22 protein-coding genes are annotated in these 21,645 nt (G+C 69.1%); 9 read left to right on the forward strand and 13 right to left on the reverse strand.

Features of this window, described 5'->3' with window-relative positions; translation table 11 throughout:
- Nucleotides 1–51: 51 nt before the first annotated feature.
- Together Pka01_RS33590 and Pka01_RS33595 are read right to left on the reverse strand one after the other, a co-directional pair.
- On the reverse strand, nt 52–843 hold the full coding sequence (locus tag Pka01_RS33590) for a hypothetical protein (protein ID WP_203886984.1): 792 nt from the start codon (nt 841–843) through the stop codon (nt 52–54).
- A 211-nt stretch (nt 844–1,054) separates the two neighbouring features.
- On the reverse strand, nt 1,055–2,692 hold the full coding sequence (locus Pka01_RS33595; protein ID WP_239115784.1) for an ABC-F family ATP-binding cassette domain-containing protein: 1,638 nt from the start codon (nt 2,690–2,692) through the stop codon (nt 1,055–1,057).
- 211 nt (nt 2,693–2,903) lie between these two features.
- On the opposite strand from Pka01_RS33595, the gene Pka01_RS33600 reads away from it, so the two are divergent.
- Nucleotides 2,904–4,019 (forward strand): alpha/beta hydrolase family protein, encoded by a 1,116-nt coding sequence (locus tag Pka01_RS33600; RefSeq protein ID WP_203886986.1) that lies wholly within the window; start codon nt 2,904–2,906, stop codon nt 4,017–4,019.
- A gap of 18 nt (nt 4,020–4,037) precedes the next feature.
- Here Pka01_RS33600 and Pka01_RS33605 read toward each other — a convergent pair whose 3' ends face one another.
- Nucleotides 4,038–4,760 (reverse strand): GNAT family N-acetyltransferase, encoded by a 723-nt coding sequence (locus tag Pka01_RS33605; RefSeq protein ID WP_203886987.1) that lies wholly within the window; start codon nt 4,758–4,760, stop codon nt 4,038–4,040.
- Nucleotides 4,761–4,905: 145 nt separating this feature from the next.
- Between Pka01_RS33605 and Pka01_RS33610 the strand changes: the two genes are divergently transcribed.
- A complete protein-coding gene (locus tag Pka01_RS33610; RefSeq protein WP_203886988.1) occupies nt 4,906–5,739 on the forward strand; it encodes a helix-turn-helix domain-containing protein in 834 nt (277 codons plus the stop codon).
- Between the two features lie 60 nt (nt 5,740–5,799).
- Here Pka01_RS33610 and Pka01_RS33615 read toward each other — a convergent pair whose 3' ends face one another.
- The 3 genes from Pka01_RS33615 to Pka01_RS33625 all read right to left on the reverse strand — a co-directional run bounded on the left by Pka01_RS33615 (nt 5,800) and on the right by Pka01_RS33625 (nt 7,937).
- Complete coding sequence (locus Pka01_RS33615) at nt 5,800–6,348, reverse strand: DinB family protein (RefSeq protein WP_203886989.1); 549 nt, start codon at nt 6,346–6,348, stop codon at nt 5,800–5,802.
- A 139-nt stretch (nt 6,349–6,487) separates the two neighbouring features.
- Nucleotides 6,488–7,450, reverse strand: coding sequence for a hypothetical protein (locus Pka01_RS33620; RefSeq protein WP_203886990.1), 963 nt, complete (start codon nt 7,448–7,450; stop codon nt 6,488–6,490).
- Nucleotides 7,451–7,646: 196 nt separating this feature from the next.
- Nucleotides 7,647–7,937, reverse strand: a complete 291-nt coding sequence (locus Pka01_RS33625; protein WP_203886991.1) for a YiaA/YiaB family inner membrane protein — start codon at nt 7,935–7,937, stop codon at nt 7,647–7,649.
- Between the two features lie 229 nt (nt 7,938–8,166).
- On the opposite strand from Pka01_RS33625, the gene Pka01_RS33630 reads away from it, so the two are divergent.
- Nucleotides 8,167–9,171 (forward strand): DUF2278 family protein, encoded by a 1,005-nt coding sequence (locus tag Pka01_RS33630; protein ID WP_203886992.1) that lies wholly within the window; start codon nt 8,167–8,169, stop codon nt 9,169–9,171.
- Between the two features lie 48 nt (nt 9,172–9,219).
- Here the strand turns inward: Pka01_RS33630 and Pka01_RS33635 are convergent, their stop codons facing one another.
- On the reverse strand, nt 9,220–10,107 hold the full coding sequence (locus Pka01_RS33635) for an SDR family NAD(P)-dependent oxidoreductase (protein ID WP_203886993.1): 888 nt from the start codon (nt 10,105–10,107) through the stop codon (nt 9,220–9,222).
- Nucleotides 10,108–10,178: 71 nt separating this feature from the next.
- Here Pka01_RS33635 and Pka01_RS33640 point away from each other — a divergent pair, with 71 nt between their 5' ends.
- From Pka01_RS33640 to Pka01_RS33650, 3 genes are all read left to right on the forward strand, one after another.
- The gene (locus tag Pka01_RS33640) at nt 10,179–11,102 is read left to right on the forward strand and encodes a LysR family transcriptional regulator (protein ID WP_203886994.1); all 924 of its coding nucleotides are present in this window, start codon (nt 10,179–10,181) and stop codon (nt 11,100–11,102) included.
- Between the two features lie 112 nt (nt 11,103–11,214).
- Nucleotides 11,215–12,036 (forward strand): N-formylglutamate amidohydrolase, encoded by an 822-nt coding sequence (locus Pka01_RS33645; protein WP_203886995.1) that lies wholly within the window; start codon nt 11,215–11,217, stop codon nt 12,034–12,036.
- Between the two features lie 98 nt (nt 12,037–12,134).
- The gene (locus tag Pka01_RS33650; RefSeq protein ID WP_203886996.1) at nt 12,135–12,800 is read left to right on the forward strand and encodes a hypothetical protein; all 666 of its coding nucleotides are present in this window, start codon (nt 12,135–12,137) and stop codon (nt 12,798–12,800) included.
- Between the two features lie 65 nt (nt 12,801–12,865).
- On the opposite strand, the gene Pka01_RS33655 is transcribed toward Pka01_RS33650, so the two are convergent.
- The 3 genes from Pka01_RS33655 to Pka01_RS33665 all read right to left on the reverse strand — a co-directional run bounded on the left by Pka01_RS33655 (nt 12,866) and on the right by Pka01_RS33665 (nt 15,849).
- On the reverse strand, nt 12,866–13,630 hold the full coding sequence (locus tag Pka01_RS33655; RefSeq protein WP_203886997.1) for a cupredoxin domain-containing protein: 765 nt from the start codon (nt 13,628–13,630) through the stop codon (nt 12,866–12,868).
- Between the two features lie 78 nt (nt 13,631–13,708).
- On the reverse strand, nt 13,709–14,383 hold the full coding sequence (locus Pka01_RS33660; protein ID WP_203886998.1) for a response regulator transcription factor: 675 nt from the start codon (nt 14,381–14,383) through the stop codon (nt 13,709–13,711).
- Nucleotides 14,380–15,849 carry a sensor histidine kinase gene (locus tag Pka01_RS33665; protein WP_203886999.1) on the reverse strand — a complete coding sequence of 490 codons (1,470 nt, stop codon included), beginning with the start codon at nt 15,847–15,849 and terminating at the stop codon, nt 14,380–14,382. The genes Pka01_RS33660 and Pka01_RS33665 overlap by 4 nt, the downstream gene beginning before the upstream one ends.
- A gap of 343 nt (nt 15,850–16,192) precedes the next feature.
- On the opposite strand from Pka01_RS33665, the gene Pka01_RS33670 reads away from it, so the two are divergent.
- The 3 genes from Pka01_RS33670 to Pka01_RS33680 all read left to right on the forward strand — a co-directional run bounded on the left by Pka01_RS33670 (nt 16,193) and on the right by Pka01_RS33680 (nt 17,938).
- Entirely contained in the window at nt 16,193–16,963 is a 771-nt protein-coding gene (locus tag Pka01_RS33670) for a GNAT family N-acetyltransferase (RefSeq protein WP_239115778.1), read from the forward strand.
- Nucleotides 16,964–17,151: 188 nt separating this feature from the next.
- Nucleotides 17,152–17,376 (forward strand): translation initiation factor IF-1, encoded by a 225-nt coding sequence (infA, locus tag Pka01_RS33675; protein WP_203887001.1) that lies wholly within the window; start codon nt 17,152–17,154, stop codon nt 17,374–17,376.
- A 133-nt stretch (nt 17,377–17,509) separates the two neighbouring features.
- Nucleotides 17,510–17,938 (forward strand): MmcQ/YjbR family DNA-binding protein, encoded by a 429-nt coding sequence (locus Pka01_RS33680; RefSeq protein WP_239115779.1) that lies wholly within the window; start codon nt 17,510–17,512, stop codon nt 17,936–17,938.
- 134 nt (nt 17,939–18,072) lie between these two features.
- Here Pka01_RS33680 and Pka01_RS33685 read toward each other — a convergent pair whose 3' ends face one another.
- The 3 genes from Pka01_RS33685 to Pka01_RS33695 all read right to left on the reverse strand — a co-directional run bounded on the left by Pka01_RS33685 (nt 18,073) and on the right by Pka01_RS33695 (nt 21,051).
- Nucleotides 18,073–18,585 carry a hypothetical protein gene (locus Pka01_RS33685; RefSeq protein ID WP_239115781.1) on the reverse strand — a complete coding sequence of 171 codons (513 nt, stop codon included), beginning with the start codon at nt 18,583–18,585 and terminating at the stop codon, nt 18,073–18,075.
- 56 nt (nt 18,586–18,641) lie between these two features.
- Nucleotides 18,642–19,058: a hypothetical protein gene (locus Pka01_RS33690; protein ID WP_203887002.1), complete on the reverse strand. Its 417-nt coding sequence runs from the start codon at nt 19,056–19,058 to the stop codon at nt 18,642–18,644.
- 370 nt (nt 19,059–19,428) lie between these two features.
- Entirely contained in the window at nt 19,429–21,051 is a 1,623-nt protein-coding gene (locus Pka01_RS33695; protein ID WP_203887003.1) for a purple acid phosphatase family protein, read from the reverse strand.
- Nucleotides 21,052–21,645: the final 594 nt, after the last annotated feature.

Consider the following 21,645-nt stretch of genomic DNA (forward strand, 5'->3'; position numbering starts at 1 on the left):
GACAGCGGGTGCCGCCGGATCCCGTGCGCCGGGACACGGCGAGGCGCGGTCTCACTGCCGTCGATCGTTGATCGTCTGGTAGCCGCGGTCCTTCACGAACGGCTCGGTGGTGGGGGCGACCGTGTGGACGGGCACGGCGCCCGCGTTGGCCAGGTCCTCGTACGGCTTGGCCGTCGCCCCCCAGGTGGTGACCAGGACGTCGGTCTTGGCGACCGCTCCGCGCACTCCGTCGACGGTGATGACGAAGCGGCGCTTGTCACCCGCGCGGACGTCGTCGACGTAGGCGGTGCCGCCGCCCGCCAGCCTGCCCGCCGCGTCCCGCAGCAGTGCGGTGACCGCGAGACCGTCCGCCGCTTTGAGGAACGGGTCGGAGACGTAGCCCGTCACGAGGTAGGAGCCTTCCGGCAGCCGGTCGGTCGAGACCTCGGACGCGGGGAAGGCCAGGAAGGCCGACGGTATACGGCTCGCGGCCCGCCACGAGGCGGGCCTGTAGTCGATCTTCACGCGGACGGGCTTCGCGCTGGAGGTCACCTGCCCGGAGAAGGGCAGCGACGCGCCCGGAGCGACCGCGTCGAGCGGCTGCTCCATGTGGACGACCTCCTTGCCGGCTGCGTCCACAGCGGTGATCACGGCGACCGCGTTCTCGCCGAAGTGCCATCGGTTGGCGTTGCTGAGCACCCCCGCCCAGCTCACCACGTAGCCGCTGCCCGACTTGACGACGGAGGAGGCCTGCTCCTTCAGCGATAGCGGCCGAAGGCCGTTCGACTTGTCGTCGCCGGAGCACGCCGTGGCCACCAGTGCGGTGAGGGCGAGGGCGATCGTGATTCGGGTACGTCGCGTCACTCAGCCGTCATAACCCGGAACCGCACGGCCTGATCGCTGACACGCGCAACGCCTGCGCTATTTTTAACGGCCGTTCTCTTCGTTTTCTCCACCGGCGGCGAGCGGGCCATTCCGAACACGGGCCGGGTGCTTCTCCGGCGAATCAGCCGCCGCAAATCCGATTCATCTCACTGAATCGCCATTCGTTGCGATTCAGTGAGATTTACCGGATTTATCGCGGACGCGCCACCCGAGCCTCGTCCCAGACCGGCTCCGGCGACTCATAGACCCTGCCGTCGGCCCCGAACACCATGAAGCGGTCGAAGTCGGCGGCGAACCACCGGTCGTGCGTGACCGCGAGGACCGTGCCGTCGAAGGCGTCCAACCCGGCCTGCAGCGCTTCGGCGCTGGCCAGATCAAGGTTGTCCGTCGGCTCGTCGAGCAGCAGCAGGGTGGCTCCGGACAGTTCGAGCAGCAGGATCTGCAACCGGGCCTGCTGACCGCCGGAGAGCGTCTCGAACCGCTGCTCGGCCGTGTTTCCTGCCAGTTCGTAGCGCGCGAGCGCCTTCATGGCCTCGTTCTTCAGCCGGGCGTGCTCGGTCATCACGATCTCGCAGGGCGTGCGTCCCAGCAGATCGGGCCGGGCGTGGGTCTGCGCGAAGTGCCCGGAGACGACGCGCGAGCCCAGGCGCGCCACCCCGGTGTGCCGGACGTCCTCCCCCGCGATCAGACGCAGGAAGTGCGACTTGCCCGAGCCGTTGGAGCCGAGCACGGCGACGCGCTCGCCGTACCAGATCTCGAGGTCGAAGGGCTTCATCAAGCCGGTGAGCTCGAGCTTCTCGCAGATCACCGCACGCTTGGCGGTGCGGCCGCCGCGCAGGCGCATGCTGATGAGCTGGTCCTTCGGGGCGAGCTCGGGCGGCCCCGCCTCCTCGAACTTGCGCAGCCGCGTCTGGGCCGCGTGGTAGGGCGCCGCCATGCCGTCGTTGTAGGTCGCCTTCTGCCTCAGCATCACGACCAGGCGCTTGAGCTTGGCGTGCTCCTCGTCCCAGCGGCGGCGCAGCTCGTCGAGCCGCTCGTTGCGCTCCCTGCGGGCCTCGGCGTACGTGGCGAAGCCGCCCCCGTGGATCCAGACGTTCCCCGACTCGACGGTGACGATCCTGTCGACGGCGTTGGCGAGCAGCTGGCGATCGTGGGAGACCAGCAGCACGGTCTTGGGCGTCTCCCTGAGCGCCTGTTCGAGCCAGATCTTGCCCGGCACGTCGAGGTAGTTGTCGGGCTCGTCGAGGAGCAGCGTCTGGTCGGGCCCGCGGAGCAGCGCCTCCAGCGCGAGCCGCTTCTGCTCGCCGCCGGACAACGTGGTGAGATCCCGATATTTCACGTTGTCGTAGGGCGCTCCGAGCGCCGCCATCGTGCAGGTGTCCCAGAGCACCTCGATGTCGTAACCGCCGGCGTCGGTGTAGTCGGTGATCGCCTGGGCGTAACGCATCTGCGTCTTCTCGTCCTCGCGCTCCATCATGGCGAGCTCGGCGCCGTGCAGCCGCTCGGCGGCCTCCTTCACGCGCACCGGAGCGACGCTGAGCAGCAGGTCCTGGACCGTACGGCTGTCGCGGCCGTCCCCCGCGGCCGAGCCCTCGCCCGCGCCACGCAGGCTGCCGATGAACTGCCGCATCACACCCAGTCCGCCGGCGTGGGTCACCGATCCCTCGACCGGCTGGGCATCGCCGGCGATCAGCCGGATCAGGGTGGTCTTGCCCGCCCCGTTGGGGCCGACCAGGGCGGCCTTGGCTCCTTCACCGATACGGAACGACACGTCGTTCAGCAACGCCCTGCCGTCAGGGAGGACATGGGTCAGGTGACTGACTTGCACACTGTGGGCCCTGGTGGCAGGCCAGTCGAAGGAAGAGGACACCCGCGAAGCGTAAACAGCCGAACGTGGACCTGGCCACCGGATAACCGCCCTGCCGGACAGCCGTCCGTTCTGGCGCCGGTCACGCCGGTCGTCGGCCGTGGTGCACACCACATCAGGATTCGGCCTCATATGGGTGGGCATCACGCCGTCTCACGCTAGGTTCTGGGCCATGCGTGCCTATCCCCCATGGAGACGTCGCCTCATGTGGGCCGCGGCGGGGATGCCCCTCCTCTCAGTGATCGCGCTCGGAAGCGCCGGGTGGTACTTCTCCCGCTTCGTCATCGACCCCGCCCACACCTCGGAATATCCGCTCGAGGTGACGGCGGTGGACGGCGACCTGGTCACGCTGGAGGGCGGCACGGACACGGCTGCTCCCGGAACGTACGGCCTGACCTGGGCGGACGGCAACGCTCTGCTCGGCGCGGTGGTCTCGACCGGCGTGGACACGGTGACGCGGAAAGTGGAGAGCGTGTCGCGGGGCACGCTCCGCCCCGGCGTGCGGGCCCATCTCGACCGGTCGTTGTGGGGTCGGGTGGCCCCCTCGGCCGTTGACGTGCCGTACCGGGAAGTGACGGTTCCTTCGCCGCTCGGCGGCTTCCCCGCGTGGCAGACCGAGGGAACGTCGTCGACGTGGGTGATCGCCGTTCACGGCCGGAACGGCGACGCCGCCGAGGCCCTCCGGGTGTTGCCGACCCTTCGCCGGCTCGGCATGCCCGTTCTCGGCATCACCTACCGCAACGACGCGGGCGCGCCCGCCGGCCCCGACGGGAAGCTCCACCTCGGAGCCTCCGAGTGGGAGGACCTGGCCGCGGCCGTCACCTACGCCAAGGACCAGGGCGCGACCAGTGTGGTGCTCTACGGATGGTCGATGGGCGGCTCGATCGTGCCCATGGCCGTGCGGAGGCTCCCGGACGAGCCGATCGCGGGCATGATCCTGGACAGTCCCGTCCTCGACTGGCGCTCGCCCATCGCGTACGGCGGCCGCCAGATGGGTGTGCCCGCCTTCCTCGTCTCCGTCGCCGACTGGGTCATCGAGCGGCGTACCGGCCTGTCCTTCGACGACCTCGACCATGTACGGCACGCCGGCGACTTCTCGATCCCGGCACTGATCTTCGTCGACGCGGACGACGGCACCGTGCCCGTCGAGCCGGCTCTGGAGTTCGCCAGGGTCCGGCCCGACCTCGTCACGCTCGTCCAGACGAAGGACGGCGGCCACACCGGCTCGTGGAACGTCGACCCGGAGCAGTACGAGGGAGCCGTGCGGACGTTCGTCTCCGGCCTGTGAACCTCCGTAGGCGTCTCGTCAGATCCGGACGGTCACCGTGGTGCGCACCACAGTGAAGCCGAGCCGTTCGTAGACCCTTCTGGCCGGGTTCGCGTGCGTCACCGCGAGGTCCATGGCCGAGTGCCCGTCGGCCGCCGCGGCGTCCATCACGGTCGCGAGTAGCGCGGAGCCGAGGCCCGCGGGCGAGCCTGCCGGATGGCGGGCGATGTCGGAGACCAGGGGGGTACCGCGCCAGTCGTTGACCAGCACGCCTCCGACCACCGTGTCGTCCGCGTCCACCGCGAGCCTGCTGCACGGCAGCAGGTCGCCCACGACTTCGCCGCGGAGCAGCGGCACCAGATGCTCGGACAACGTGTGAGCCTCGTCACGCGGCTCGTGGTCGGGGTGGTCCGGCGGATAGGCCGCCGTCCACGTGGTCAGCAGGTCCTCCGGCGGGCGGTCGCACGGCACGAACCGGAACCCGCCCGGGGGCCGGACCTTCGACGGCGGCCTGCCGCGCAGGTCGCAGGACATCGCGTGCACGTGCCGTACGAGCCGGGCGCCCCTGCCGATCAGCTCGCCGGAAAAGTCCTCCGGCACCGAGACGAACCAGCCGGGCCACCGCGCCATGATGAGATCGGCCGCGCCGGGCCCGAGCACCTCCAGGAAACCGGCCCACGGCTCGCCGTCCCTGCTGCCCTTCACATAGCTGAGCACGGGGCTTCCGTCGTCGCCGGCCAGGATCCGCCGCTCGTCGTCCATGACTGGAGGGTCGCGCAATCTGATCCTCAGGGCAACGGATTGCGCCCGACGGGACGCCGCGTGGACGGTCTCACGCCGGATCAGGTCTCAGCCTGGGTGCGGCACACCCACTGTCGTCGCAGGTCAGGCGAATTAGCCTGTCGACATGGACAACGACAGGCTTCTCGGCGACTTCCTCCGCAGCCGGCGCGAGGCGACGTCACTCGAGGACGTCGGCCTGCCGCCCAGCGGTCGGCGGCGCACCCCCGGGTTGCGCCGCGAAGAGCTCGCGATGCTGTCCGGCGTGAGCACCGACTACTACATCCGGCTGGAACAGGGGCGCGAACGCAATCCCTCCCAGCAGGTGCTGACCGCCCTCGCCGAGGCCCTGCGCCTCGACGCCGACGCCGCCGACTACATGTACGCGCTCGTGCACACGCGCGCGTGGCCGCCGCGGCCGGAGACCCGCGGACCGGAGCAGATCAGCCCGGCCCTTCTCCAGCTCATGGGCGGATGGCGCGACAATCCGGCGTTCGTCATCGGGCGCGGCCTGAACGTCCTGGCCGCCACACCGCTGACCATGCGGCTCTACGACGGGGTGGATCACAAGGAGAACTGCCTGAAGCTGGTCTTCTTCTGCCCGGAGGCGCGGGGCCTGTATCTGGACTGGGAGGAGGCCGCCGCGTACAAGGTGGCCGAGCTCCGCGCGGCGCTGGGAAGAGACCCCGGCAACCCCGACCTCGTCGAACTCGTCGAGGAGCTGTCCGAGCACAGTGAGGACTTCCGCGTCCTGTGGGCGCGCCATGACGTGCGGACCAGGCGCAACCAGGTCAAACAGTTCAACCACCGCGACGTCGGGCCGGTGACGTTGCACTGGGACGTGTTCACGGTGAACAGCGCCCCCAGTCAGCAGCTCATCGTCATGGGCGCCGAGCCGGACAGCACGTCGGAGCGTGCGCTCGCCCACCTCAGCAGATCGCTCGTGAGGGCCTCCGCCTGAGGCTCCCGGCGTACGGCTCGGAGCGGCCGCCGCTCCGGCCGTCAGGGACGGGGTCGCGGCTCAGGAGCAGCCGAGCTCGCCCCTGCGGCGGTAAAGATCACGCAGAACTCCGACCTCCCCGCCATGGTGCACGATCTCGTCGAAGACGTGCAGCGCCAGGTCGACCGTCGAGTCCTTGGCGTAGACGCCGAAGGCCGGGCCGATGGGGCTCCACCACCGCTGTTCGCCGATCCCGCCGATGCCCTCGCGCCAGTCCCGATAGGCGGCGTCCAGGAAGGCGCGGGCGTCCGTCGCCGAGGAGGCGTAGTCCACGTCTGTGATCTTGCCGTCGGCGAAGAGCCGGTCGCCGAAGCCGATGAAGGCTCCTCCGATGTGCCCGATACGCCAAGCGATCGTGGTGAAAGGCGGAGGGTCGGGGGCGGGCTCGCCCGTCGGTCCTGCGCCGTCACCCTCGATCCGCCATCGCCCCACGGCGTCCTGGCGCACCGACCAGCAGCCGGGAACCGGTTCCCAGAAGTACTCGTCGTCGGTCAGGCCTTCGAGGCGATCGAGGAAGCGGCCCCAGACGAAGTCGAACGCCTTCGTCAGCGAGTTTCCGATGTCGGCCATGGTGCAGTCTTCTTCAGGCCCGTCCGAAGGGTCAACCGCCGGAGCGGCGTGAGGCCCTCCCGGCGAACCGGAAGGGCCTCGTGATGGAGCCGCCTCGCAGTGGGACTCCATCGATCATCCGCTGATCAGCGCGTGGAGCTCACTGCTGGAAGTGGCCCGGGCCGAGCACCTGCCAGGAGGAGCCGTGCGGGTCGCTGATCGAGCGATACGGCGCGGTGAAGCTGAACGCCTGCGAGGTGGAGCGCTTGATCGCCCACAGGGTGGGCTTGTCGCCTGAGCGGTCCCAGGCGATGCCCTGGCCCTCGACGTCGGGCAGGCCGACCGTCGCGACCCACTCGAGCTCGGAGCCGGCGGTCGGCAGGTTCATGACGTACGCCTCGCCGAGGTCGTGCCCGGTCAGCCAGAGGCGGCCGTCGGGCCCCCACGATCCGCCGGAGTTGCTCATCGGCTTGAACCGGTCGAGGATCGCCTTCGGGATGTTCCAGGACTCGACGACCTGGAAGTGGTCGTCCATCTTGACGATCTGCGTGTTGTAGGTCCCGCCGTACGGCTCGGTCTCGCCGTCCGGCACCTCGTCGTAGTTGGCGAAGCCCGCCCACCAGGCGCCGTCGTGCCGGTCCAGCCAGGTCAGCGAACCGCGGTAGATGCCGAAGCTGTAGGTGTCGACGTGCCGCATCGTCTTGGTGTCGAACACCTCGATGGAGCTCTCCATCGGCGACTCGTCGTAGTTGGAGTGCGCGGTGTACAGCTTGTCGCCGACGACCACGGCGCTGTCCATGTGGATGATCGGACCGCCGGATTCGGACACGAACTGCAGCAACGGCTTGCCGGTCGCCTTGTCGTGCTTGGTGATCTTTCGGTTGTCGACCACGTAGAAGTACTTCTTGTCGACGGCGACGGCCTGGTTCGCGTCGAAGGTGTCGTAAGACCTGGCGAGGGTGGCGGTGAACACCGGGGGCTCGACGACCGCGGCAGCCGACGCGCCGGTCAGGACGTGCGTGGGCTCGGCGGCCTGGGCAGGCGTCAGGCCGGCGCTCAGGGCGAGCGCTCCGACGGTGATCGTGGCCGCCAGTCCAGTGGCGATCTTCGCTCGGGTGGGCATCATTTCCTCCAAGGGCACTTCGCGTTGAGAGAGGGCGGATCGATCGCCCGGCCGCGACCGCTCGCCGGCGGCGGAGCGGTGCGGACCGGACGAACGAGACGCCCGACTCAGACCGAAATGACCTTTCCGGTCGTGATGTTCTTGCGTGCGAACATGACTCGACCGGTGGGTGAACCCGTCAGGAAGGGCCGCGCCGTCAGTCGACCTTGAAGGGGTCGTGCTCGGCCAGCAGCTTGTCGAGCCTCGCCTGGTCGACCCGGCCGACGATGGTGCTCTCCTCCTGCCGGTCCCGCACGCACTTGGCGAGGGTGAACGTCGAGGTGACCACGTAGAGCAGCCCCAGGGCCAGGAACGACCGGATCCAGCCGCTCACCGGGATGTACGCGACGCCCACCGCGAGAGCGGTCACCGAGATCCCGAACGAGATCACAGCCTGCACGTAGAACGCGGCCGTCGTGGTCTGGCGCGTTTGCACTGTTCGTGTCATAAGGCCATCGTCGGCACGGCCGGTGGGCGTGTCCTGAGTGCGGCTACTCAGCATGAGGTGAGTAGGCGCACCCTCCGACGTCCGGCCTCCTGTCCAGGTGACGCGACTCGCGAATAACGGACTTGTTTTCCAAATGCCGCAATGTTGGCCATTCAACCGGCGCCGAGATTACTGTCGAGATCGCACCCGAGCCGATGTGACCCGACGCCAGGTGATTGGAGCATCGCCGATGCCACTACGGTCCTATGGCGTACTGGCGGCTCGCGCCGTCGACCGGCGCCGTGAGGGAACCACCGACACCCCCCACTTCCAGATCCATCTGCTCGACGCCGGCGGCACCGCGTATCGTGCCGCGATCAACGTCCAGTCACAGCAGGCACCCTCCGAGTTGCTCTACCTCGCCGACGAGGACTTCGCCCACCCCGTGACGGCACTCCTGCCGGAGGCGGGCAGCGGCTGGACGCCTCTCGCGTCGCGACCGGGCGGCGCGAGCCTGGACTTCATCCGCGGCAACCTGTTCGACCCCGCGCTCATGCGCCCGCTCCCGCCCGAGGTTCCCGGCCAGGACAACGACCTGGCCGACAAGCTCGACCGCTACATCCAGCGGGCGATCGGCGACCCGGCCGCCGGCGTCTACGTCTTCGGCGAACGATGGGGTCCCGAGCCCTCCACACGCGACAAGGTCTTCGGCTTCCTGCCGGGCAACGGCGTCCACGACGTGCACATGAACCAGGGCAACAGCGGAAGCTTCCGCAGGGACGACGGCGTCTGGCAGGACGGAGGGCTGCTGATCCACCTGCCCGGCGAGCAGCGGTGGATCGCGATCTTCCTCGCCTTCCAGTCCCAGGCCTGGCACACCGACGACACCACGGGACACGCCGTCGAGGAGGCGCCGCCACGGCCGGTCCCCGGCGAACGGGCGCTTCGCATCCTCGCCACTCTCGTCAATCCCGTCGGCCCGGCCCCCGAACCCGAGACCGTCACCCTTCTGAACACCTCACCCGAGCCGATCGACCTCGACGGCTGGCGCCTGACCGACCAGGGGAACCGCACGCTCCCTCTCACCGGCCTCATCGGCCCGGGAGCGGCACTCCGCCTTCCCGTCACCGCGGGACTCCAGTTGGCCAACGGCGGCGGGGCGATCACCCTGCTCGACCCCGCCGGTCTCAAGGCCGACGGGGTGTCCTACACCAAACAGCAGGCGTCCAGGGAAGGGTGGACGATCATCTTCTGAACCTCATGTGGAAGGGCTCCCCAGGCCGAGCCGGTCCGAGAAAGTGGATCACGCGGTGAGGAGCCGGTCCTGTTCAAGGGGAGGCGTGCCGCCGTACCAGGGCAGCACGCGACCGAAACGAATGAGTTCGCCGTAGAACTCTGGATCGACCCGTTCGGAGAGCAACAGGTCGAGCACCGCCTTCGCGGCCCTCGGCGGGGTCCGGGCCTGGCTGAAGTCCGGGAACCACGGCCGCGACAGCCTCGTGTCCACGAGTCCGGGACAGACGGCGGCGATCAGTGTGCCTTCGGGCACGTCCCGTGCCCGCCTCCGCGCCGCGACCGCGCGCACCGCCGCGACCTGCGCCACCTTGGACGGCACGTTGAGCCAGCGCGGCCAGCCCCGTTCCTCGGCCGTGCCGGCGTGGATGTCGGTGCGCCAGGACTCGACGGCCTGCTCCACCTCGTCGAGCGACGCGCCGTCGAACAAGGCATGGAGCCGAGAGTCCAGATGGCCGAGCGTGCCCAGGGAACTCGCCACGACGACCATCCGTCCGCCGGGGCGAAGCACCGGGCCGAACGAGCGCAGCATGGCATGCGTGCCGCCGTTGGCGACCGCGATGAACTCGTCGGCCTGCTCGGACTGCGAGCGATCGGGAGTGAGCAGGGCACTCGCGTTGGACACCACGATGTCCACTCCGCCGTACCGTTCGCCGAGTTCGACGGCCATCGCGGCCACGGCGCCGGCGTCGGTCACGTCCAGCACCCGGCCCTCCACCCGGCTCCGCGTCCCGGCGGCCTCGGCGACGCGCGATGCGGCGTCGTCGACCCGGCCGCCGTCGCGGCCGGTGAGCAGGACCATGTCGTCAGGCCCCATCCGGGCGGCCAACCCCTCGACGAGCGCGAAGCCGATGCCCTGGTTGGCCCCGGTGACCAGGGCGACGCGTGCGATCTCCATGCGCCCCAGGGTAGGAAGGGTTCAGGCATGCGTCCAACGAAAGTTACGCACACCTGGTATGCGTAAAGTTCATGGACTTCACCAACGCCTCGCTGACCGAACTCCGGGTCTTCCGCGAGGTGGCCGAGCGGGGCACGCTCACCGCCGCGGCCGCCGCGCTGGGCTACACCCAGTCCGCCGTGTCCCGCCAGATCTCCGCGCTGGAACGGGCCGCAGGGATCTCCCTGTTGGAACGCCGCCGCGACGGAGTGCGGCTCACCGCCGCCGGGCACATCGTGCTGCGACGGGCCACGACGGTGCTCGACCAGATCGACGCCACGGCTCGTGAACTCGCCGGTCTGCCCACCGAGGCCGGCACCGTGCGCCTCGGCTGGTTCACCAGTGCCGGCGCCGTCCTTGTCCCCCGCGCGGTCGCCGCGCTGCGCCGCACTCACCCCGCCATCAGGGTCGTCACGAGAGAGGGCAGCACGCCCGCACTGGTCCGTGCACTGCGGGCAGGCAGCGTGGACCTCGCGGTGCTGGCCTCGGCACCGCCGTTCCGTCCACCCGACGCCGAGTCGCCTCCGCTGGAGTTGCGGACGCTCACCGAGCGCACCCTCCGCCTCGCGGTGCCCGCCACCCATCCGTTCGCCCGGCGTGATTCCGTGGACGTCGCCGATCTGCGGGGTCAGCGCTGGGTCGCGAGCGCCTCCTCAGGCGATGAGCAGTTGATGGGAGTGTGGCCCGGGCTGGACGAACGACCCGAGATCGCGCACACCGCCCGCGACTGGATGGCCAAGCTCCATCTCGTCGCCGCCGGGTGCGGACTGACCACCGTGCCGCCGTCGCTCGCGTCGGCGGCACCCCCGGGGGTGCGGATCGTGGCGGTGCACGGCGGCCCGGAGGAGCTGCGCCGAATCGTGCTGGCGCGACTGCCCCACCCGCCGGCGGAGCCGGTCGCCCGGCTTGCCGACGCCCTGTTCGCGGCCGCGGCCGAGCCGGGCGCCGCCGGGTAGCACGACCCCGAATTCGGCAGCAGCCCGTTTCCCTGCCGCCGTGATCGCCCGTCGCCGGCCCTCCCGGATAATCCGGAATGACCACAAGACACGAACAGCCGGGGGCGGAAACATGTCCGAGGAGCCGATCCACCGCGTGCAGGCGGGCGCGCCGGCTTCCGCCGTGGTCCTGCACGTGCCGCACGGTTCCCGCGCCCTCACCCCCGCCGCCCGTCAGAGCATCGCCCTCGACGACGACGCCCTGGCCGTGGAGTTGGACCACATGACCGACGCCCACACCGGGCTCATCGCCGCCCGCGCCGCGGACGCCGCCGCCCTGACGCCGTGGCTGCTGGAGAACCGCTACTCCCGGCTGGTCGTGGATCCCGAACGTTTTCCCGACGAGCGTGAGGAGATGCGGGCCGTCGGCATGGGCGCCGTCTACACCCGCACGGCGCACGGCGGGCGGCTTCGCCACGACGACGACGCCCGCGACGAGGCTCTCCTGGCCCGGCACTACCGGCCGTACGCCGCCGCCATGGCCGACCTGGTCGACGCGCGACTGGCCGCGACCGGCCACGCCGTCGTCATCGACGTCCACTCCTATCCCAGCCGGCCCCTGCCGTACGAGTTGCACGGTGACGGCCCGCGGCCCGCGATCTGCCTCGGAACGGACTCCTTCCACACCCCTCCCGAGTTGATCCGTGCCGCCGAAGCCGCGTTCACCGGCTTCGGGGACATCGAACTGAACACCCCCTTCTCCGGTTGCTACGTGCCGCTCAAGCATTACCGGCAGCAGACGGCGGTCACCGCGCTCATGATCGAGATCCGCCGTGACACCTACATGAGCGAGCCCGGTGGCCCACCCGGCGAGGGCGTCGACCGCCTCGCCAGGGCGCTGGCCGACCTCGTCGACGCGGCGGCGCCCGCCTATCCGAGCGATCCGCTCGGCTGAAACCGTCGTCGCAGATGTCGTCGAATCCCGATGTATCCGGCGGACACCCTCGTTACCCTGTCGCCGATCCTTCGGGACAGCCGAGGCGAGGAGACGGCATGGGTTCATCGCTGTGGGAAGAGACGATCAAATCGGTTCCCAATCTCGTGGTCGCCGTACTGACCCTCTCTCTGGGGTGGTTGGTCGGCAATCGACTCACCGCCCGCTGGGACGAACGCAAGAAGCGCCGCGAGCTCGATCTCGTGGCTCTCGGCGTCTTCTATGACATCTACGGACAGTTCTTCGCCGTCTGGAAGCTCTGGAGCAACGCTCCCGCCGACATGAGGAACCAGGATGATTTCCGGCGCAGCCTGCTCGATCGCGCAGCGGAGATCGAGGGGAAATTGGAGTCCCTGCTCGTGCGAGTGGCCTCGGAGCGAAACCTCTCCGATGGGGACTGCGTTCTCCTCGGCTGCTTCCGGCAGGCCGTCCAGTGCCTCCGGGAGTCCATAAGAGAGAAGGAGCCTCTCCGGTCGCTGATCATCCAGCCTGGCGGCAAGCGAGTGATCTCAATGCTCTGGTACGGCTCGGATGCTCCCCCTTATCTCGCGTTCAAGGCCCTCGCCGCATTCGCCGCCGATCTGCTCTCCAAGAGCAACGACGCCGGCACCAAGGCGACGACCGGTTACTCGGCCCTCAAGCAGATCACCAGCAGTGAGCTGGAGCGGACCTGGGTGGAAGAGGCGTCCAGGCTTCTGGCACTCCAGAGCCTGCCGACCACCTGACCGCTGAACGGGAGGCCCTCCCCGGGAGGGCCTCCGAGCTGTCGAACCCTCGACGCGAGGACGTCTCAGTGCACGGTGAGGCTGCCACCGGTGGCGGGAGTGAAGGTGATCTCGTCGTGGAACGCGTACCGGCCGGGCTGCGCGCTGAACGTGACTCGGCGGGTGGTCGACGGCGGAACGGTCAGATGCACGTCGAGCGCGTCGATGTCGAAGGCCCGCGGCGAGAACAGGTCATCGTTGCGCAGCAGGACCGAGATCTCTCCCGCGGGCGCCTCCAGAGCAGCGCGATCCACCCGGGTGCCATCAGTGACCAGGAGGATGTCCCCGGCTCGTGCGGTGTCCTGATCGCGGGTCAGCCACAGCGCGGTCGAGGCGACCACGCTCACACCGGCGAGCACGCCGGCGGCCAGCAACACCGACCGCGCCCGGCCACCCGCGCGTGCGACCCTTCGCGTGCGCCAGGCGGGAACCGCGGCGATCAGGCCGGTGAGCGAGGCCAGCGCGTTCAGCGAGGTTGCGGCGAAGACCGGCCCGGATTCAGGCGAGCTGAGCATGTACACCAGCAGCCCGGAGTGGACCAGCAGATTGAGCAGGCAGGCTCCGGCGATCACGCCCACCCCTGTCCGGGTCCGATGGCGCAGCAGCACCAGCCCGGTCACCACCAGGATGTCGAGCACGATCAGTGACGGGCCGAGGAAACGGCCCAGCAGCATCTGCAGCACGGTCATGGCCACCAGGACCAGAACGCAGGCGCGCAGCAGGCCGGGCCAGCCGCCGCGGGCCGTGGGGGTGGATTCCGCGGCTGTCAGGCCCGGCTCGATGAAGGTCACGACGTCGCCTCCGTGGGGCGTGGGCGCCCGGGGCGGGCGCCGATCCCGCACACGATCGCGTGACGGGCGTCCCAGCCGTCAGGGGCGGAAGTACCGATCCGATCGGGCGGGACCGCCGAAGCCCGCCTCGCGCGCCTTGGCGACGACCGCGGCCCTGCTGGCGGCGCCGAGCTTGTCGAGCAGTGCCGAGACATAGTTCCGCACCGTCTTGGCGCTCAGGTGCAGCCGCGTCGCGATGACGGTGTTGTCCAGCCCATCTGCGACCAGATGCAGCACCTCGCGCTCGCGAGGTGTCAATTCCGGGTAAGGCAGCGCCTGGCCGGGACCCTGCCCGGCGAAAGAACGCAGCAGCCGCTCCGACACCCCCGTCCCGAAGATCGCTCTCCCCTCAGCGACCGCCAGCACCGCGGAACGGATCTCATCCGCGGAGGCGTCCTTCAACACATAGCCGCGCGCCCCGGCACGCAGCACCGCATGCAGGGCCTGATCGGTGTCGTTCATCGTGAGCACCAGCACCTTGACCGAGTCGGGCCCGCCGGCGATCCGACGGGTGGCGGCCACACCATCGAGGCCGGGCATCGCCAGGTCCATCACCACCACATCAGGCGCGCACCGGGCGGCGGCCGCCACCGCCGACTCGCCGTCGTCGGCCTCGTCCACCACGACGATCCCGTGGCGGCCGTCCAGAATCGCCCGTAGCCCCGCGCGGAACGTCGGGTGGTCGTCGACGATCAGCACCCGGACATCGGTCATGCGCCCTCCTCCAAGGGGATGCGGACCCTGACTGTGGTGCCTCCGTCGGGTCCCGGCCCGACGGTGAGGGTTCCTCCCGCCCGCGCGGCCCGCTCCCTCATGCCGGCGATCCCGGTGCCGGCGCCGATGCCGGTTCCGGAGATTCCACACCCGTCGTCGGCGATCTCAGCGGTGACCTCTCGCCGCCCGCCGGTCACGGTGACAATGCAGCGGTCGGCCCCCGCATGCCGTACGGCATTGCTCATCGCCTCGGAGACCAGCCGGTACAACGTCTCCTCCAGCTGCCGGGGCAGGGTCTCGGGTGCGTCGTGAACCAGGTCGACGCGGGTCGGCCCGGTCGACAGTTCCGCGGCGCGCCGCTCCAGCGCGGCCCGCAGGCCTCCGGTCTCCAGAGCCGCGGGCCGTACGCTCTCGACGATCCGGCGTACTTCGGCGACCGAGAGCCGCATCCGCCGGGCGAGCGTCTCAAGGCTCTCCCGGGATTCGGAGTCGGCCAGCCGGTCCGCCGCCGCGGCGACCTGAAGCGCCATCCCGGCCAACTCGGGACCGAGTTCGTCATGCAGATCCCGGTGGATTCGCTCCCGTTCGGCCCGGACCAACCGCGCCAGCCGCGCCTGCTCCCGCTCGACCGCCGCATACCGATCCGCGCGGGCGGTGGGCACCACGACGGCGGCGGCCACACCGGTGAATGCCAGAGCCGGCCAGATGTCACTGAGCGGGTAGCTGAACGAGTCCTGCGTGAGCATGGCCAAGACCGCCACTCCACAGGCCAGGAGCAGCGGGGCCTGCCGCTTCCTGATGTCGCTGCCGGAGGGCTCGCGCCGCAGCCTGCGCCAGGCCGCCACCACGGTCAGCGGCCCGAGCAGCATCACCACACCGGCGATGAGCCCGCCGGTGATCTCTCCGACCCAGGACGGCCCGCCCAGCGGATTCTCGATCCGGGGAAAGCCGTCCGGCGGCCCGGGCATGACCGCGGCCCCAAGTGTGACCGCGCCAAGCACGGCCACCGTGACAGGGGTGAGGACGCCGTGCACCACCCGGCCGGTCGGCCACAACTGGGGCAGAAGGGTGGTCAGGAAGAGGTACGGCACCCAGGCCCAGGCGGCCACCCAGGCAGAGGCCGAGGCGACCGCCGGCCCGGCCATGTCCGGTTGGCGTCCAGTGGCGAGCAGAAGCGTCGCGACCTGGCCGCAGAAACCGCACAGCGCCAGCAGACCGGTGCTGACCAGCAGCCGGCCCACCCGGTGCTCGTGGCCCTGGCGTGCCCGGTTCGGGGACAGCAGCCAGGCGCCCACCACAGGGAAGACCAGCCCCACCCAGACGTCGGTGAGGAAGAGGTCGCGGTAGCCGCTCCCGAGCGCGGCCACATTGCGCATGCCGACGATGAGGCCGGCCACGGTCAGCGCGGCCGCCGAGCCCGCGATGATCCAGGCACCGGCCGCCATCCAGCGCTCGGCACGGCTCATGCGCGGATTCTAGGTGGTTTGTTACGACACGTCGGTTACACGGGCTCGCGGAGAACTCTCGTGAACACGTGATGCGCGAACAGCAGCGTTCAATGCGGGAGATGAGCGCATCGGCGGCCCGCCGAGCTGGCCGGCGGAAAATGATTGGACGCGACGACGTCCGGGCCGATAGTTTGCCGCAGACCGTGACATCGCGAGGAGGTGAGACCCATGAACGCTGTATCGATGTGGGTGCTCCCCTCGTCGTCACGGTCGGGCGATTGACGTAGGTGTCGCCGGGAGCGCCTCGACAAGGCAACCCCGAAAGGCACCAACTATGAATTCTGTGCATTCCACTTCGGGCATGGGCGAGCATGCCGTAGAGATCACGCGGGTCGCGGATACGCAATGGCACGCCGTGGAGGACGACCGGGTGGTCGGCCGCGGCTACGCTTCGCGCAGGCCCGATGGGCGGAACTTCCTCAGCATCGACGCGTGGCACGACGCCGTCTTCGACCAACTCGCCGATGTCATGCTGCGGGACCTGCCGAAGCCGTTGTACGCGGTGATCGACGAGGCCGACCGCGACTTGACGTCCAACTGGGAGCGAGCCGGCTTCACGACCCGACGCCGCGAATGGGAGTACCTGGTGCCCACCGACCCGCGGGTCACGGGACTCGGCTCAGTGCTACCACCGTCGGGCGTGTCGATAGTGGCCGTCGGCGAAGCTGCGGAGGGCCCTCTGCGCAAGTTGGACCGCGAGATTCGCGACGAAGTCGAGGCCACCGTCGGGTGGCAGGAGATGCCGGCTGAGGTGCTGACCCGCCCGAACGGCGATACCCTGCTGGACCCGTCGAAGTACGCGGTGGCGGCACAGTCCGGCAAATACGTGGGACTGGTCCGGGTGGCGCCGGTGATCCGGCAGCCACGGATTGGGCTGATCGCAGTCCGGTCCGACCAGCACCGCCGAGGCATCGCTCGGGCGCTGCTCGCCCACGTGCTGGGTTCGCTGCATCGCTGCGGGATCGAAACGGCATCGGCCGAAGTGAACGAATCCAACGGGGCGGCCATGGCGTTGTTCGAGGGCGTCGGCGCCCGGCGTGCGAGCAGCAACCTGGAGTTGGTGCTCCGCTGACGTCCCACCGCATCACCGCGCGAGGGGACCGGGCCCGAAGCACACGCGGCACAGGCCGGCCGGATGAGCGGGCATCGGTTCCCGCAATGCGCGGGACGGCCGGTCGCCTCCGCCATCCGCGACATCCGCATCTGCCGGGGCGCGTTTCTCACCGACCTCACAGTCACCGAACGGAGAAAGTGCGAGATATGGCAAGAACATCAGACGGCATCGAAGTGGAGGGCACCGTCATCGAGTGCCTGCGCAATGCCACCTTCAAGGTGGAGCTTCAGAACGGGCACAAGGTGCTGGCGCACATCAGCGGAAAGATACGGAAGAACTACATCAAGATCCTGCCGTACGACCGGGTGCTCGTGGAGCTCAGCCCGTACGACCTCACCCGCGGCCGGATCCTCTACCGATACAGGACGTAGCGGCGGGCGGGACGCCCCGAGATCCGGGTCGGCTGCGCCCCCCTCGGGCGGATGACCAGAGCCGACCCGCCTGCCGAGCGTCCAGATTGCGGCATGGCCGGACGTTCCGCTGAGCGCCGCCTACGCTGAGGCTGTGCCCGACGACAACGGAAGCCGGCCGGCCTGTGTCGAGGACGTGCACGAGCTGGCTCTGGCCATGCCGCACGTCACCGTCGAGTACGGGACCGGCGGCAATCCGGTCTACCAAGTGGGCGGGAAGTCGTTCGTCTTCTTTCGCAACCCACGGCCGGATGCCGTCGACCCCGACACCGGGGAGCGCTATGCCGATGTGATCGTCTTCTGGGTTGAGTCCGAGGCGGACAAGCAGGCACTGGTCCAGGACGAGGCATCGCTGTTCTTCACCACCGCGCACTTCGACGGTCATCCGTCGGTGCTACTGCGGGCCAGTCGGATCGATGAGCTCACCCGGAACGAGCTCGCCGAAGTGGTCCAGGACGCGTGGCTGTCACGCGCATCAGCGCGCAGAGCGGCTGCCTGGCTCCGCGCACATCACCCAGCATGATCACGCCTCACTACCTTGTCCTGCCTACGAGGCGGCGCGAAGGTCGCGGCATGATCGGGCGCCTGCTGGTGTCCCACAGGACTGATTCACAGTGACCACCAGCAATACAAGCCCAAGTTAGATGCCCGAGCACGTCAGGCCAGGCCTACCAGCGCTTCCAGGACACCAGCCGCCGTCTCTGCATTGACCTGGGACTGTTGCAGTTCCTCGGTCATGGACCACAGCTCGGCAACACGTCTGAGGTCGTCTTGCGTCGCCGTGCCAAGGGCATCGATCAAGGTGTCCGACAGACTGACGACGAAAGGCGGGCCATCCTCCGGCGAAGACAGCAGTTCCCCGGACCGCGGGCGTTGGCTGGCTTCCTCATAGCTGCAACCCGTCATGATCGCTTCGAGCTGGGCCATGGCGACGACCGGGTCAATGTTCTTGAGGAAGACCACGTCGAACTCGGCCTGGCCCGGGCCTCCCGTCTGAACTGTCAGCGCTTCCGATATTTTTAGTCCAAACTCCTGACGCAAGGCCGCCGCAGCCTGCACGTATTGGCCGTTCCTACCATGAACTCGGATCGCGCGGGCAACGTCCACAATGTCACCGCCCGCCTCCACGATCCGACGGAGGAACGGACGCCATTCGGCTGAGCCGATCATCTGGCCTTCCTGAAAGCCAGAAGAGCCGGCGCATCTGCCCGCTCGTACCAACAGAGTTAAGTATCGGCCAGGGTCTCATGCGCGAGCTTTAATGCGTAGGCGTCAGTCTCATCGATAGCAGTGACTGCCTGTACGGCAGCGGTGTCTTCCCCTCGCCGGCGGAACAGACGCACAAGTAAGTACAGAGCAGTCTTATCCCCGTGCTGAGCGCGGCGCCGGAGATCGTCGTCGCGGTCTTCCTCGTAAAACAGGCGGTCCAACCGTCGTCGTGCATGCGTGTCGGTTTCGCCCCGCATGGCCAGCTCATCGAGACGTCCCGCTTCCGCAAGCAAGTCCATATGCCATAGATGCGCATCGTGCCGGACGTAGTCGAGGCTGAAGCACTCGGCAACAGAGCTGATCACCGAGATCGCCTCGTCCCAGTCACCGCGGTTTTCAGCTGCACGTACCGCGGCGGCCCAATGTTCCACCACGTCAGTATGGTGAACCTCGCGCCTTGCGTACCACACCGGCAGTGACCTCTTCCTTATCAGGCAACCAACGCAGCCCTCTGGCCTGGCACCTCATAGGGATTGAACTGCCGGAACCGTCCACCACGGTCCCCGCTCGTCCGCTGGTGTCCGTCCCGATTGTCACCCAGTTGGTCACCCGCTTCGTGCGCGACTCGATCAGCACGCAGCCCGCCGCTAGCCCCCAACTGGTGTTCAACGCCGCACCGGCGGTTCGCCGAACCTGCCACCCCGGACGAGGGCGTCAGCTGCGATCTCTTCGACTGTCGAGCAGGGGCCGGGACGTGGTCCCGGCCCCTGGGGGGTCCGACGATTGAGGCTGCTGGCGAAGGGGTTAGTGGTGGCGGTTGCCGCCGTCGCTGCGCCGGCGCTGCAGCGTGAACTGCTCGAACACCTTCAGCTCACCTGTCGGGGTGATCACGTTGTAATAGGTGACATAGATCCGGGTCATGTCGCCCGGGTGGCGGCCCGGGTCGACGGCGAACTCGGCGAAGCCGTAGGGGTGCATGTCGTCGCGGACACCGATCCAGACCGCGGCCTCCTGCTCCTTGACCGAGTTGAACTTGCCGACGTGCTCCGTCTGGACGTACGCCGAGTGGTGGCCGTGGCCGTCGAAGTCGTCCATCGTGAAGCTGGTGTTGGTGACGCCGGAGACGCCGCCGCCGCCGAGGACCATGTGCGTGGTACCGAACTCGCTCTCGACGACGTCGGTGGCGCTCTGGCTCGGGTTGGGCGTGAGGGTTGCGCTGCCCGGCACGACACCACGGACGGCCAGCGAGCGCTCGTAGTCGTGCTCGTGGCCGCACACGACCAGGTCGACGCCGTACTTGTCGAACAGCGGGCCGTACGCCGCACGCAGCGCCAGGTCGGGGCCGTTCGCCGCGGTCGCGGAGCTGATCATCACCTGGTGCATGCAGACAACGATCCAGTCGATGTCCTTGGAGGCACGAGCCGCCTTGAGCTCCTTCTCCAGCCAGGCGAGCTGACGACCGCCGGAGTAGCCGCGGTTGTAGATGTCGCCACCCTCCTGCAGCGCGATCTCGTCGTTCTGCAGGGCGATGACCCGGACCGCGCCCACCGTGAAGGCATACCAGAGGTTGTCCAGCTCGGGGTCGGTCTCGGTCGAGGGCAGCTCGAAGTAGGTCTGGAACGCGTCGAAGCCGAGCACGCCGTTGCCGGCCTCGATCTCGTGGTTGCCGGCGCACGGCATCCACGGACGGAACCGCGCCGAGCGGCTGTTGTTGGTCAGGTAGTGGTTCCATGTGCGAACCCGGTCGGGGCCGCTGTTCGCGTAGCACAGGTCGCCGTTGAGCAGGTGGAACAGCGGACCGACCTTCTCCACGCCCGTGACGATGTCACCGGCGGCCGGAGTGGCGTTGGGCTCGAAGTCGCGGCCCGAGGCGTCGACCGGGTTCGCACCGTTCTTCCACGTCACCGTCGGCGAACCCTGGTCGCCGAAGCTGGTGAACGTGAACGGCGCTCGACCCGACGGCGCTGTGTGGAACGTGCCCGCGTCCGGCGTCGCGCCGTCGTGCTGGGCGGCGTAGAGGTAGTCGGTGTCGGACTTGAGCTTGCTCAGCAGCGCGTGGTGCGCCCAGACGGTCTTGCCCGAGTGTCCGTCGGTGTAGGACTTCGTGACCGCGGACGCCGTGGACCCGAAGCCTCCGTTGAGCGTGCCGTAGACGACCCGCGGGTTCTTCACCTCCTCATCGGTGATCCACGAGACCACCATCTGGCTGCGCGGGTCGCCACCGAACTGGAGGTGCAGGCCCTGGACCGGCGTGGAGCCCGAGCCGTTCCTGAGGCTTCGTACCGCCGACGAGGCCGGGTACGCCTCGGCCTCGGCGGCACGTGCACCGAGCAGCATCGGCCCGGCCGCGACACCAGAGGCTGCCGCCCCGAACACGCCGAGCGCGTTGCGGCGCGAGATTCGAGTCTGCTTTCGTTCTTCGGACATTCCCGTGGCCTATCAGTCGTCGGAGGCTAATCGAGCACCGAGGGATGGCAGCAGTCCGAGCCCGAGAGGGCCGCGGGAGGCCAGCGGCGCACGTCGCAGATGCTAGGGAGCAGGCTGATTAACACGGCTACGCAGGCATGAACGACAGATGGCAGTCACGGCAACGGACAGCAGCACAGGCCACGCCCTGGGCCATTACCGATGGCCCCTGACGCTCGCAACATCCGTGCCGTTGATAAGGCGGGAGGGGATGCGAACCCAACCCGCAGACCTGGCTGCCATCCCGTCTGCCGCCGACCCGCCCTCCGGGGAGCGGGCCGCCGCCCGGTCCGCCACGTCAAGCGGACCTTGACGCACGTTCTGACGCTGGCGGGCCGGGCGGGGGTCTGCTCGGCTTGCCAGGGTCGTCGGCTGGCGGGATGGCCCTGCGCAACCACCCACGTACCGCAAGGCGCGGACGGAGCCCCGGCCATGCCCCGGCAGCTCCCCCGTAGGCCTGGTGCTGCCCCAACTGACATGGCCACAGGCCTGATCGTCCCGCCGGAGAGGGCAGCCGGATGGGGAACCGCCCAAGCCAGCCGAACGCTCCCTAGG

It is taken from the genome of Planotetraspora kaengkrachanensis (genome assembly GCF_016862895.1).
Lineage (GTDB): Bacteria > Actinomycetota > Actinomycetes > Streptosporangiales > Streptosporangiaceae > Planotetraspora > Planotetraspora kaengkrachanensis.

Coding starts and splice junctions, on each gene's coding strand:
- Pka01_RS33660 (WP_203886998.1), bottom strand. CDS start 14,383: ATGACCGATGTCCGGGTGCTGATCGTCGACGACCACCCGACGTTCCGC.
- Pka01_RS33670 (WP_239115778.1), top strand. CDS start 16,193: ATGGGCGAGCATGCCGTAGAGATCACGCGGGTCGCGGATACGCAATGG.
- Pka01_RS33625 (WP_203886991.1), bottom strand. CDS start 7,937: ATGACACGAACAGTGCAAACGCGCCAGACCACGACGGCCGCGTTCTAC.
- Pka01_RS33685 (WP_239115781.1), bottom strand. CDS start 18,585: ATGATCGGCTCAGCCGAATGGCGTCCGTTCCTCCGTCGGATCGTGGAG.
- Pka01_RS33645 (WP_203886995.1), top strand. CDS start 11,215: ATGTCCGAGGAGCCGATCCACCGCGTGCAGGCGGGCGCGCCGGCTTCC.
- Pka01_RS33635 (WP_203886993.1), bottom strand. CDS start 10,107: ATGGAGATCGCACGCGTCGCCCTGGTCACCGGGGCCAACCAGGGCATC.
- Pka01_RS33620 (WP_203886990.1), bottom strand. CDS start 7,450: ATGCCCACCCGAGCGAAGATCGCCACTGGACTGGCGGCCACGATCACC.
- Pka01_RS33600 (WP_203886986.1), top strand. CDS start 2,904: ATGCGTGCCTATCCCCCATGGAGACGTCGCCTCATGTGGGCCGCGGCG.
- Pka01_RS33605 (WP_203886987.1), bottom strand. CDS start 4,760: ATGGACGACGAGCGGCGGATCCTGGCCGGCGACGACGGAAGCCCCGTG.
- Pka01_RS33615 (WP_203886989.1), bottom strand. CDS start 6,348: ATGGCCGACATCGGAAACTCGCTGACGAAGGCGTTCGACTTCGTCTGG.
- Pka01_RS33665 (WP_203886999.1), bottom strand. CDS start 15,849: ATGAGCCGTGCCGAGCGCTGGATGGCGGCCGGTGCCTGGATCATCGCG.
- Pka01_RS33610 (WP_203886988.1), top strand. CDS start 4,906: ATGGACAACGACAGGCTTCTCGGCGACTTCCTCCGCAGCCGGCGCGAG.
- Pka01_RS33650 (WP_203886996.1), top strand. CDS start 12,135: ATGGGTTCATCGCTGTGGGAAGAGACGATCAAATCGGTTCCCAATCTC.
- Pka01_RS33695 (WP_203887003.1), bottom strand. CDS start 21,051: ATGTCCGAAGAACGAAAGCAGACTCGAATCTCGCGCCGCAACGCGCTC.
- Pka01_RS33640 (WP_203886994.1), top strand. CDS start 10,179: ATGGACTTCACCAACGCCTCGCTGACCGAACTCCGGGTCTTCCGCGAG.
- Pka01_RS33630 (WP_203886992.1), top strand. CDS start 8,167: ATGCCACTACGGTCCTATGGCGTACTGGCGGCTCGCGCCGTCGACCGG.
- infA (WP_203887001.1), top strand. CDS start 17,152: ATGGCAAGAACATCAGACGGCATCGAAGTGGAGGGCACCGTCATCGAG.